The sequence below is a fragment of the Streptococcus sp. ELY_137 genome (assembly GCF_058314515.1).
In genome coordinates this window covers 412,882-426,454 of sequence record NZ_JBZFUL010000001.1, presented here as the reverse complement: position 1 = coordinate 426,454, position 13,573 = coordinate 412,882, and the positions used below count along the sequence as shown (strand labels likewise).

Sequence of the window (13,573 nt, the reverse complement as noted above, 5' to 3'; positions counted from 1 at the left end):
AGTTGATACAACGAGATTGAGAACTTTTATCCAGTCTCTCTTGTATGGATAATGGCAAAGTTACCTTGGTAAAGCCTGCTTTTAAATGATACTCAGATCTGCTCATCCCACAATTCGTCTACCTTAATAATTTTTCAGCCAACAGCTGATAGATTAGCTGTGCTCAGTCTAATCTAGTACAACTCCTATAGCCGTGTTTGGATATGACTGCTGCCATCAAGAGATTTAGTTATGAGAAGCTGCTGCTGAATAGTATCTTTCATCTCCTTAACATGACTGATAACACCGACCATACGATTCTGTCCAATTTGCTCCAAGACAGAAATAGCCTTATCCAAGGTTTCCTCATCTAGAGACCCAAATCCCTCATCAATAAAGAGAGCTTCGATCAAAGCACCGTTACTAGTATTTTGTACCACTTCAGACATAGAAAGAGCAATAGCCAGAGAGGCAATAAAAGTCTCACCGCCAGATAGAGAACTCGCAGGTAATTCCTTGTTGTTAATACGATTATAAATATTGATATCAAGACCTGATTGACCACCGCCAAATTGACGATTGGAGAGAATAAATTCAAACTCTTGATTGCTGAGCAAACCAATATAGTGATTATTGGCATAATCTAGGATTTCCTCTAGGTATCCCTGAATCACATAGGTCTCCAATTTAAGCCGTTGCTGCCCTTTTTCACCGCCGCTAATAATATTCTTAAGAGCTGTGAGCTGATTAAACTGCTCCATCTGATGATCAGCCTCAGCCATAAGATCCTGAATTTGTTCGACCAAATCTCGCACCTGTTCATAGCTGCGCTGACTGATTGCTAAAGCCTGTCCTGCATGATTAAAAGCTTCTTGAGCCTGCTCATTTTGTCTGGCTAAAAAGTTCAGGTCCGGACGTTTTTCACCTTTTAATGTTTGATCGAGATGGGACAAATCTGTCTCTAGAAGTTGACGAGTTTGTTCATACTTAGTCACCCAAGTCTGAAGTTGACTGAGCTGACCATCACGAACAGCTTCAAGCCAATTTTCCAATTCCTGACGTTCGTGAGTCAAAGCTGATTCATCATCAAGAGCTGTATTTAATGCTTCTGTCACCTCTTTCAGCTCTCCACGATCCCTTTTCAAGTGCTCCTTTTGGGTTGTGAAGCGCCCTGCCAAACCAGATAAATGCTCCTTATGTTCGGCTACTAATCTTTGCGTCTGTTCTAGTTTAGAGCGGAAGGATTGATAATCTTGCTGGATCTCAGCAATTTGCTTTCTATAATCTGCTTCTGCCTGTAAGTTAGGAAAGGCTCGCTGCAACTCTGCCAAACTTTGTTTAAGTGTCTGTATTTGACCTTCCAAGCTGGATTGCTGGCGTTCTCCTTCTTGTTCTTTCTGTTTGATCTCCTCAAGTTCTTGGGCTAAGTCACCTAAGGAAACCAATTCTTCCCTGCGCCTTTCTTGTAGCTTGTGATAGCTAGCTCGGAGCTGTGCCAATACTAACTGTCCCAGACTCGTACTATAGGTATCTTCCCAGACTTTTTCAGAAAGTGATGAATCTAGAAGAACCTGCAAAGATCGATAGTCTCTTGCTAAGCGCTGACACAGTTCTTCCTGTTGGAGTAATTTATCCTGTTTTTCCCCAGTTAGCTGTTCCTGTCTAAGCCGACTGGCTTGGAGGGATTGTGTCAATTGGCGATGCTTCTTATCCAGCTCTTCAACAGCTTGCATAAGAATAATCAGGTTGTCTGCCTCGACTTCTTGACTAGTCACCGCAGGATGCTCCAGAGAGCCGCATATAGGACAGGGGAGCCCCTCTTGTAAATCAGCCTGCAGTTGGGCAATCATAAGTTGGCGTTGATCCTTCCTTTTTTCTACTAACTTGGCCTGTAACTGACTCTGTTCCTGCTCCTGACTTGCTTGCTCTTGAATATTTTCTTCGAGTTGATAGTCAAGCTGCCGGATCTGATTTCGTAACTCTTCCAAAGAAGAAAGGGCAGGATCTAACTTATTTTCAATTAAATGCTGCGCTTGAACAATCTCCTCACGTGCCTCTTCCAAATTTTCAGTAGAGATTAAATTCTGCTCTATTTCAGCCTGCTTTCGATTAAGATTAAGTCTTGTTTGCCTTAAAATTTCTAGCTGTTTGAGAAGGTCAGTTAATTGTCTTTCACAGACTTGTCTAGAGGCCTCTTGCTTGGCAAAACTTTTAGCGTTATTAAGCGCCAGCGTTAAGGTCTGGATAGAAGCGTAACGATCTTCTTGTTCAGTCTCTTGTGCTTCTAATTGATGCAACTGCACTTCGAGCGGCTCCAGCTGAACTTGCTCTTCCTGCAGAGCCTGATTCAACTGAGCAGCCGAGACTTCCAGCTGACTTATAGAAGTTTGCTTGGTATTTTCCTCCTTAATCAGTCCAGCTAAATCCGAAGCAAAATTCAACTCTTCCAGTCGTTTTTGGGATGACCGCCACTGCTCTTCTTTAGCAACAATATCTGCCTGATACTGTTGCTGCTTGGCATCGCGCTCACGAAATTTAGTCATCAGTTCCTTAGCATTTTGATAGATCGTTTCTGCCCGCTTGGCTGTTACTTGAGCTTCAACCTGACGCTTTTTCGCTTCTAGCATAGCAGCTTGATAAGCCCGTAAAAATTCTTGGGCTAAACGCAAGCGCTCCCTATCTGACTCGGCAGCAAAAGCTGAGCGTTCTTTTTCTGTCCATAGCTGACTCTTATAGTGGGAAGCCAAACTATCCAACAGTCTCGTCTGTTCCTGATGGACCTGCGACCATTTTGCTGCTAGGGCTTGCTCAAAATCTGCAAAAATCTGAGTACCAAAGATCTGTCGCAAGATGGGAATCTTTTCGGAGGTCGGTGCTTTGAGAAACTCACTGAATTGGTACTGAGGTAGAAGAATAATCTGCTTGAACTGACTAGCTTTTAGCTGCAAAAGCTTCTCCACCGCCCTAGTTGTATCGTTCGGTTTGCTAGCGAGCTTTTCCAACTCGACTCCTCCAATACCATCAACAACCACTAGGCTGGCCTCTTTTGTGGCGATCCCCTTGCCTCGGTCAATCTTCAATTTGGGTTTCAAATCCAATAGGCGCTCAACACGATAGATCTGATTATGCTGTTCAAAATAGAAAACCACCCTAGTCTTTGGCTCCCTAATGCCTGCAAAAGTAGAGCGCAACTCACTGATAGTACGGTCACTGGAAGTCTCATTGAATAAGGCATAGGTCATCGCATCAAAAATACTAGACTTACCTGCTCCTGTCCGCCCACTGATTAAAAAGAGGGAACTTTCATCGAAAGAAGCAAAATCAACTGTCTCTTGACGAAAAGGGCCAAAATTTGTCATCTCAATACGAATAGGCCTCATCTTAGTCCTCCTTGATACCTGTCAATAATTCTGAAACAAGGCTCCTTTGATAGTCGGTCAAAGACTGACCGCCTGTTATATCTTGAAAAAATCGCTCGATAACGATATCCTCAGCTAGAGTTTCCTTGCCCTGCAAAGTTTTTGAGCGGGGCTGCCGCACGAGCGGACTCGTCTCCCTAATGCGCACATCAACGATTTCTGATCCATAAATCTCCTCAAGCTGAGCGCGTAGATTAATCCCCTCCAGCTCATTACGCTCTTCCACCAAAATCTCAAAGGCAAACCGAGCTTCATATCTTGGATACTGGTTGTAAAAATCCTTGGAGACCAGCTTTTTATAAGGGGCTTCCAAAACTAAAAGTTCTTTGTAAGGAGGCAAGGGAATAAAAGTTTTTTCAAAGTGCCCAAAATCAATCTCAACCAAGTAGACGCCTTTTGTGTCTTTACGCTTAGCTTCATCTTTATTAAAGATCAAGGGACTGCCACTGTAGACTACTCTTTCTGTTGGACTGGCAAAGCGGGTATGAATATGGCCTAGAGCCACATAATCGAAATCCGCAAATAAATCGCTAGGCAAGGTAGATAACCCCCCTACTGTTCGAGCTGTTTCGGACAGCATTTGTTCACGCAGCTGCTGGTCATTTCCCTGTTTAGCCACAGCAAAATGACTAACTAAAATATGCGCCTTACCTTCTACAAAATGAGACCTCATATCCACAAAAACCTGCTCAAGAGCCTGATTGATCTCACGAATTTCTGGATCTTGATAGTAAATGCGGGCATCAATAGGATCAATAAAGGGAAGAAGAAAAATCTGACTGTCCTCCGTCTCAATCGGCTCAAAAGCATCTTCCAAACGTGAAACCAAATGAAAATGCTGACGCTTAAAAAAAGCTTGACCGAACTCTAAACGCTTGGCACTATCATGATTCCCCGTAATCGCATAAACTGGAATCTGCTCTTCAAATAGCAGCCTTGTCAAGATTTCATCAAAAAGTCTAACAGCTTCTACCGGTGGCAAACTTCTATCGTACAGATCTCCCGCAATAATAATTCCATCAACTGCTTCACGCTTAGCAATCCCTATAATCTCCTCCAAGATAAATCGCTGGTCATCTAAGAGACTCATACCATTTTGATTTAGCTGACGACCAATGTGCCAATCTGCCGTGTGTAATAATTTCATATCCACTTGTCCTTATCCTATTTCCCTTATTATAACACTCGTTTGTTATTTTGTAAACTAACACCGTTCTGTGAATTCTCAGCATCCTTATGTCTTCACCTGCCAATTCTATGCTATAATAGAGAAAGTTACTATCAAGACAAGATTTAGGGACTGAGTGCTGCTCGGACAATTATTTTAACTCCAGTAGGTGAGCAGTTTCTATGCACAGAAAGGAGAAAACCATGTCTTTTGATGGCTTTTTCTTACACCATCTGACTCAAGAACTTACAGAGCACCTTCTTTACGGTCGGATCCAGAAAGTTAACCAGCCCTTTGAGCGTGAGCTCGTTTTGACTATTCGCAACAATAGGCAAAATTACAGGCTTCTTCTATCTTCACACCCCCTCTTTGGTCGAGTACAGATAACAAAGGCTGAATTTCAGAACCCGCAAAGTCCTAATACCTATACTATGATGATGCGCAAATATTTACAAGGAGCGGTAATCGAAGACATTCAGCAAGTTGAAAATGACCGTATTTTAGAACTGACCATCTCCAATAAAAATGAGATCGGTGATCATGTCAAAGTTGCCCTAATTATTGAAATCATGGGGAAACACAGCAATATTATCCTAATTGATAAAGGCGAAAATAAAATCATCGAATCTATCAAGCACGTTGGCTTTTCCCAAAACAGCTATCGAACGATTTTACCGGGTTCAACCTATGTAGCACCACCTAAGACAAATGCCGACAATCCTTTTACGCTAACCGATGAAAAGCTGTTTGAAATCCTGCAGACTCAAGATCTGTCCCCTAAGAATCTGCAGCACCTTTTCCAAGGACTAGGACGGGATACAGCACAAGAATTGGCTGACAGATTGGATCAAAACAAGCTTAAACAATTCCGAGCTTTTTTCAGCCAACCGCTAGAACCTAGCCTGACCTCCAAAAGTTTTTCTGCTATTCATTTTAGCGACAGTCGGGAAGGTTTTGACAGTCTGTCTGAACTGATGGATTTTTACTATCAAGATAAGGCTGAACGCGACCGCGTAGCCCAACAGGCCAGCGATTTGATTCACCGCGTTCAAAATGAACTGGAAAAAAATAAAAAAAAGCTCATTAAACAAGAAAAAGAATTGCAGGCAACTCAAAAGGCCGAGGACTTCCGCCAAAAAGGCGAGCTGCTGACAACCTATCTCAATCAGATTCCTAATAACAAGGATCACGTAGAACTGGATAACTACTATACGGGAAAAAAGGTGGTCATTGCCTTAGATGTCAGCCTCAGCCCCAGTCAGAATGCCCAAAAGTATTTTAAAAAATATCAAAAGCTTAAGGAAGCTGTCAAACATCTCAAGGGGTTGATTGAAGAGACCAAACAGACGATTAGTTATTTTGAAAGTGTAGAGCTGGCACTTTCGCAAGCCTCTCTGGATGAGATTGCCGAAATCCGCGAAGAACTAGTTCAAACGGGCTTTATGAAACGCCGAGCAGCTGACAAGCGGCAAAAGCGTAAGAAACCTGAGCAATACTTAGCCAGCGATGGCCAAACCATTATAATGGTCGGTCGCAATAATCTGCAAAATGACGAACTCACCTTTAAAATGGCCAAAAAAGGAGAACTTTGGTTTCATGCCAAAGACATTCCCGGTAGCCATGTCATTATTAAGGATAATCTCGAGCCGTCAGATGAGGTCAAAACCGATGCTGCCGAACTGGCAGCTTACTTCTCCAAAGCTCGTCTCTCTAATCTTGTTCAAGTTGATATGATTGACAATAAAAAACTCCATAAACCAACAGGGGGAAAACCTGGTTTTGTAACCTACACTGGTCAAAAAACTCTGCGAGTAACCCCTAATGCAGATAAAATTCTCAAGATGAAATTGAAGTAACATATGATCACTTACGACACTATTATCTTTGATCTCGATGGTACTCCCGAACAAAGCATTGTCAACAGTCTGATTTATGCCCTCAGTTAGTTTGATAGAGCCGTGACAGATAGGCAAGAACTCCTTAAATTTATTGGGCCACCTTTAAGCTACTCTTTTAAACATTTCTGCGGCTTCTCAGATAGTGAAACCCAGCAAGCCATCGCCTTCTATCGACAATACTTTTCAAACAAAGGTTGGTCAGAAAACCAGCTACTGCCTAGAGCCAAGCAGCTACTTGATAGTCTAAAAAAAGTAAAAAACAACTGCTTGTCGCTTCATCAAAACCAGAACCTTTCGTTATTAAGATTCTTCAGCATTTTGAAATAGCCCACTACTTTGAATATATCTCCGGAGCCACACTAGATGACAGTCGAAGTCAAAAGGCCGATATCATCGTCTACCTTCTCAATGAAGCCCAAATTAGTAATCCTAATCAATGTGTCATGGTTGGTGATCGCAAGCACGATATTTACGGCGCCCAACACAACCACATGGATGCTATTGGTTTGCTCCTAGGCTTTGGCAGCAAACAAGAACTAGAGGCAGCCGATGCTACTGCTATCGCTAGAAATTTCAAAGAACTAGAAAAACGCTTACTTTCGTAATCCTAAAAGATGCTGAGGAAAACTCGTCCAGTCTTCCCATTCCTGTTTGGGAATAAGCTCTTGGCGCAGTGGTTGGGAGTAAGACTTGTTGGCGCCCCCAAGAAGTCTGCCCTCTGCACCTTTCATTAAGTACTTCAGCACCAGTGAATTACTACTGTGACTGGTTTACTTTCCCACAAACCCAAGCAGAAAACCTAAGCGTACGTTCATCCCAAATTTGCTAGGTTGAGAACAAGCATTCCTAAAAACGATTGACACACACCGACATAGTAGGCGGTTTTATTTGTTTCGCACCGAAGAACCCAAAATAGACCCCGAAAGTCACAATAGCTAAAAATCCGACAACTCCCTAAGGAGATGCCGGATTTTCTGCGAAGCAGATCAAGCATTCTTTCACAGTACGATCTATTGCTTCACATTGTTTATACTAATCTTTTTTACAGGTACAAACTTCCAAGCTTGTGATTTACTGCCATTACGGAAGTAGAGCTGAACATTAGTTCCCGCATTGGAAGACCCACCTGAGACATCTAGAACTTTATTTTTATGCTTAGAAACAATTTCAAAGAAACCACTGATGTTACTAGATTTGATAATCCACTGTTGAGCCTCACTATCATTAGCTTCAAAAATATTAATATTAGTGCCATTAAATGTTCCATTACCATCTACATCTAAACTTTTACCTGTTTTTCTAGCGATAATAGAATAGTAACCGTTATTTAAATATTTTACTGTAAAGACTTGATTTTTATCCCCTGTATTTGGGTAAATCTGAACATTAGCATGGTTATCAGATGATGCACCTACCACATCTAATCCCATACCTTCATTTAAAGCCGAAACAATATGATAATCACCATCTGCAATTGTTCGCTTAGCATCCTTATCAGTTGCTATAAATAAAAATTTTTGCGACTTAGTTTGATTTGGTTCGAACACTTGCACATTATTTTGGTCAGCAAAGATACCGTTAGATACGTCTAAAGCCAGTCCTCCATTACGGGAAACAATTTCATATGTATTATTACCATCACTTTGTTTCAAAATCCATTGTTGTGCGCTAGATCCATTGTAATCCCACATTTGAACATTGGTTCCATTCTTAGTAGATCCACCAGCTACGTCCAAAGCTTTCCCTGTAGTCTTATGGATTAGTTTATAATAACCACCACCCAAATAAGAAACCGTAAACACCTGATTATCAAAAGTAGTATTCCTATAAAGTTGGACATTAGTTCCATTTGAAGATCCAGCTCCCGAAACATCTATTCCAAATTCTGGATTAGAAGCCAGAACAATGTGGTAATCTCCATCTGAAATTGTTTTATCAGTTTGAGCAGCAAGTTCTGCCACATTATAACGTTTAATATCGGAATTAGTCCCTGATAAATCTTTAAAATGAATGTACCCAGAAAAAGCGGTCTTTGGAACAGTCCTCTTATTGTAGTTATAATTATAACCATAATTATATTCTTCTACTTCTACGCTATTCCCAATAACATTTGATACCCATGCAACATGTCCAAACGAGCCATCGTCTAACCAAGCTACTGATCCTAAGGCTGGGTTCATATCAACAACATAGCCTTCTCTTCGTGCACGCGATCCCCATTGACCACCATTGCCATAGGCTCCAGGCAAAGTGAAACCATTAACAGAACTAAGACGATAAGCTGTAAAGGAAGTGCACTCTCTATTATATAATCTCCATGGATCAATAATACTATCTGGTACTGCATTTTTTAAATAACTCGGATAATCGTCCCCTCTAGCAACAGAAGTACCAATAGTTATACGCTCGACTACCTTACCAACTGTTGCCCGTTTAACAGCATCAGAATTTTTTGTATCAGCCACTGCCTCGTTCACGACATAGTCTGTTGAACTGGCTGTTGCTGAATTCTGAGAAGTACTACCATTTTGTGTTTGTAATGAAGAGGCAACACCACCAGAAGTAGGGGTATTCACGGCTTCTTGCGAGTTAATATCTGATTGACTAGCGACAGGCTGGGTATTTTCAATAGAGGTTTCTGAAGTAACCACCTCTGATTGCCCACTATCTCCTGTGGGATCAGAAGTTGGTGCTGCTTCTACAGCTTCAACTGTTTCCCCTGCATCAGTAGTATTAACCTCCCTTGTTGCCGCTACCTGTGAAATAGTTTCTTTAGTTTCATCAGCTTGAGCCTGTGCACCAGTTGACATAGCTACAGCCCCAACTGCTACAGTTGTTAAACCTGCTAGGGCTAAGGCGATTGAAATAAGCAGTTTTCTTTAATTGATGCTTACGCTGTTTCTTCTGATAACTTGTCATAATATCTCCTTTTACATACTAAAATAAAATTTCTAAACTAATTTCTCTACTGTCCTATGGTTAATAATTCATACACCATCTCCTCATAAAATTAAGTTTTCAGCCAATAAAATAGCTTACAACCTAATCAAGCTAATTGTTGCCACGGGGAGTATTATGCTTTTTTGACACATAAAACCAATCTAATTTCCTTAGAAACCCATTTTGACTATGTATGGACTTAAAAAAACCTTTGACCCATGACCCAGAGAAGAAAAGCTCCTCTATATCAGTTATTCGTAAACCAATAACAAAAGAATGGAAAAAAGTATAAATCAACCTGATAAAAGGTAAACCAGCAAAGTTAATTAATCATGATATAGCTTAGAAATACTGTATTAGCACTGCGCAGTACGAGTATAGTATACTCTCCTTCCCCTTTGAAAAAACTTAAAAAATCTCAGAATGTCAGAAAATTATCTTGAATTGTAAAAAAACTAAAAAATTCCTACAAATAATTATCATATCCCTACCACTGCTGACAAGGAACCAAAAAAAGAGTCTCAACTAAAGAAACTCTAATTACATATTTTAATAAACCCAAACACTAATTACTTAGAGCTACTATTTTCTTCACTAGAGCCATCGCCTACTCTGTCTGAGATAATATACTTAGGCCTTTCCTTTACTTCTAAGTATATTTTCCCAATATACTCACCAATAACACCTAAACTAACTAACTGTATACCAGAAACCATCATTACTAGGGCCAAATTACTTGCCCAACCACTGACAGTATGCCCCAAAAAGTACTGGATCAAGATCCAAACAATTGCTAAAAAGCTAAAGCCTGCTACAATTAGACCCAGAGCAGCAATCAAACGAATAGGTTTCACACTCAAACTAGTAATGCCATCAATCGCTAGGTTTATCATTTTACTCAAAGGATATTTAGACTCTCCTGCAAGACGTTCGTGTCGTTTATAGAAAACGCTTGTACTTTTAAAACCAACAAGGGGAAACATCCCTCTTAAGAAAAGATTTACCTCTTTAAAGTTTCCAAATTCTTTTAAAACTCTACTAGAAACCAAGCGGTAATCAGCATGATTATATACCGACTCGACTCCCATCAAATTTAAGATTTTATAAAAGCCTTGAGCAGTTGCTTTTTTAAAAAAAGTATCGGTATCACGATTGTCTCGCACGCCGTAGACTATTTCAGAACCCTCTAAATATTCATCCACCATCTTATCCATAGCATTAATATCATCTTGCCCATCACAATCAATAGAAATAGTGACGTCAAATTGATTCTTCGACTCCATAAGTCCTGCGTAAACAGCATTTTGATGCCCACGATTTCTACTCTGAGAAATCCCAATAACATACTCAGACTCATTAGCATAATTCTCAATTAATGCCCAAGTCCTATCTTTACTGCCATCATTTACAAATAAAACTCTACTATCTTCTGAGATTTTCCCTTTGCCAATTAACTCAAGTAACTTTTTAATAAAAATCGGCTCTGTAATAGGGAGGACTTTTTCCTCATTGTAACAAGGAATAACAATACATAACCTAGGTTTCATAGTCATTTTCAAATTCTCTTTCTAGCCTTCACCGCAAAGCAATAAAATAATCGTTAAGAATGCTGATCACGCTCTTTAATAATGTAAACAGGCCGACGCTTAGTTTCAACAAATATCTTGGCAATATATTTACCTAAAATACCAATTGTCATCAACTGAATACCACCAATCAAGAGAATAATAGATACCGTGCTTGCCCAACCTGAAACTGGATCACCCCAAACCAGCTTTCTAATAACAATAAAAATAATCGCTAATACAGAAACAATGAAGGACAGAATACCTGTCCAAGTTGCAAAATTAAGTGGTGCCTCAGAAAAGTTAATGAAGCCATCCATAGAATATTTTAAGAGACTCCAAAAATTCCAGGATGTTTCACCTGCTACACGTTCCCGATTTTCATAACTAATATAAGCAACATTATAGCCAACCCATGAAAAGAGACCTTTAGAGAAGCGATTGACTTCTTGGAGTTCTAAAATACTATCGACAACCTGACGCGTCATTAAACGAAAATCACGGGCACCGTCAACCATTTCCGTATCCGAAATTCTATTGATAATACGATAAAAGGTTTTAGCAAAGAAGGACCGGATGACAGGCTCTCCCTTACGATCTGCCCGTCTCGTGCCAACAACATCATACCCTTCTTTTATCTTATCATACATCTCAACAAGTAACTCAGGTGGGTCTTGTAAATCAGCATCCATGACAGTAATAAGATCACCACTCGCTTCTTCAAGACCAGCTAAAAGACCAGCCTCTTTTCCAAAATTACGGGAAAATGAGACATAATGAACATTAGCATAACTAGCCGCCACTTCTCTTAGAACCTGCAGCGTATCATCTTTAGAACCATCATTAACAAAGATATATTCAAATTCTAGCTCCGCCGCTAGAACTTCCTCAATCTTTTGGCTTTCTGCCAAGAAGGGTAAAATCGTTTCTTCTTCGTTGTAACAAGGTACAACAACAGATAATTTTTGTACCATCTTATTTCCTTACGTACCAATTATATTAACTCTTGTTTAGTATAACATACCAATAATCTTATTAGCAAAGATAGCCTTACCTTTTTGAAAAAAAACACCTTTTGAAAACAATCTCTACCTTGCTATACAATAAATAGAGACCATACGCTGATAGAGGAAGCAACAAATAAACATAAGGATAGACGTATTGACTCTTAGTTTCCCATAACAAGTGAAAAACAAAACCACCTGACAGGTAAATGAGAGGAAGCAGTAAAAATAAACCATTATCTCCCCTCTTCATTATTTGCCACTGATTGTATAAAGATGGTAAAACTGATAAATAGATTACAGCTAGTAGTAAACCAGAAAAATAATAAATTAAACGAAAAGCAAGATCACCTTTGTAAATACTAGCCATCAAGCGCCCTGAAATTTTTTGGTTCTCTACTGGCATCCTAGTAACTGGCCCAGACCAAATAGATTCAAATAGACCATCTGTCCAAGTTGATACGAACTTATTCTTGAAAAATATAAAGCCATAGTGAGGATCATTTTTCATAATTTTTAAACGCTTTGCTATCAACCTTTGACTATCCTTCTTAATTTCATCAGGATCCCCTTTGTATTTTACATAAACATCTTCAAGATAAGCATTATACCATCCTGGGATACGATGATAGATATCAGACTTATCATCCAGCCCCATCGCTATCCAAGCAATTTTAGGTTCTCCTTCAATTTTTGATGTGTCATAATGCCACCCAATAAGCTTATTAGCCATTATCACTGATAAAATTAAAGCAAGAGCCAATATCATGCTTTTTCTTAAATGATTGCTTAAGATATCCAAAGTAATAACAATCAAAACTGTTAAAATCAGAATACTGTTGTTACTTCGAATCAGATTTGATAGACTCAAGAATACTGCCGTTAGCCCTAAACTTAACCAAGTTCTCCTTTGGAGATAAAGATGAAAATAATATAATCCTAACATGGCAAAGAAAAGGCCATAGGTCAAACCGTAAACAAATAGGATAAAGAAAAGATGGGGCAAAAAAATGAAGGACAAAATAATAGTGAGCTTTGTTACCTTGGAATTATGGAAAAGATTTTCTGCTATCTGCCATAACAAAAAGTTGTCAGCAATAGCCATGACTAAATTGATAATGAAAAAGATTTTAACATTATTATGTCCAAAAAGTAGGAGAATTAAGCGCTCGAATGATACTAAACCTAATTGGTGAGGAAATCTGTGCAGATACCCTGTTACAGCGGTTAATTGTGAAAAATCCCCTTTGTTCATAGCTTTGGCACTTTCAAGGACCTGTAAAGCATCATGCCTAATCATATCATTTTGATGAAGTATTAAATAAGCACCAAATACAATATATAGAGCGCTTCCTACTAGGAATAAATGGGAAGCCTTTAGATATTGAGATAAATATATGAAGACTAGAAACAATCCCAAAAGCATACTTAATAGTATAAAAAAGATTATATTGGTATGCCAAATTTGAGGCATTTCAGACCCATCCATTGGCATTATTGTCCTAAACAGTAAACTCGACAGACTAAAGAAAGTAAAGACAAGCACAGACCACAAGAGAATGGCTCTCTGTCCGAATGTAGATAGAAATTTCATATAATT

At 39.5% G+C, this 13,573-nt stretch carries 6 protein-coding genes and 2 pseudogenes; 2 read left to right on the top strand and 6 right to left on the bottom strand.

What is annotated here, in order from left to right; genetic code table 11:
• Positions 1 to 185: 185 nt before the first annotated feature.
• Positions 186 to 3,359 carry an SbcC/MukB-like Walker B domain-containing protein gene (locus AC4HAO_RS02020; RefSeq protein WP_491134411.1) on the bottom strand — a complete coding sequence of 1,058 codons (3,174 nt, stop codon included), beginning with the start codon at positions 3,357 to 3,359 and terminating at the stop codon, positions 186 to 188.
• 1 nt (position 3,360) lies between these two features.
• Positions 3,361 to 4,545, bottom strand: a complete 1,185-nt coding sequence (locus tag AC4HAO_RS02015; RefSeq protein ID WP_491134410.1) for a metallophosphoesterase family protein — start codon at positions 4,543 to 4,545, stop codon at positions 3,361 to 3,363.
• A 224-nt stretch (positions 4,546 to 4,769) separates the two neighbouring features.
• Here AC4HAO_RS02015 and AC4HAO_RS02010 point away from each other — a divergent pair, with 224 nt between their 5' ends.
• Positions 4,770 to 6,422 (top strand): Rqc2 family fibronectin-binding protein, encoded by a 1,653-nt coding sequence (locus AC4HAO_RS02010; protein WP_491134409.1) that lies wholly within the window; start codon positions 4,770 to 4,772, stop codon positions 6,420 to 6,422.
• Between the two features lie 3 nt (positions 6,423 to 6,425).
• A pseudogene (locus AC4HAO_RS02005) lies at positions 6,426 to 7,069 on the top strand (HAD-IA family hydrolase).
• Positions 7,070 to 7,474: 405 nt separating this feature from the next.
• Here the strand turns inward: AC4HAO_RS02005 and AC4HAO_RS02000 are convergent.
• The 4 genes and pseudogenes from AC4HAO_RS02000 to AC4HAO_RS01985 all read right to left on the bottom strand — a co-directional run bounded on the left by AC4HAO_RS02000 (position 7,475) and on the right by AC4HAO_RS01985 (position 13,567).
• Positions 7,475 to 9,383: pseudogene (locus tag AC4HAO_RS02000) on the bottom strand (RICIN domain-containing protein).
• A gap of 590 nt (positions 9,384 to 9,973) precedes the next feature.
• Positions 9,974 to 10,957, bottom strand: coding sequence for a glycosyltransferase family 2 protein (locus AC4HAO_RS01995; RefSeq protein WP_491092410.1), 984 nt, complete (start codon positions 10,955 to 10,957; stop codon positions 9,974 to 9,976).
• A gap of 47 nt (positions 10,958 to 11,004) precedes the next feature.
• Positions 11,005 to 11,943 carry a glycosyltransferase family 2 protein gene (locus AC4HAO_RS01990; RefSeq protein WP_491092411.1) on the bottom strand — a complete coding sequence of 313 codons (939 nt, stop codon included), beginning with the start codon at positions 11,941 to 11,943 and terminating at the stop codon, positions 11,005 to 11,007.
• Positions 11,944 to 12,019: 76 nt separating this feature from the next.
• Positions 12,020 to 13,567 (bottom strand): glycosyltransferase family protein, encoded by a 1,548-nt coding sequence (locus AC4HAO_RS01985; RefSeq protein WP_491092412.1) that lies wholly within the window; start codon positions 13,565 to 13,567, stop codon positions 12,020 to 12,022.
• Positions 13,568 to 13,573 lie beyond the last annotated feature (6 nt).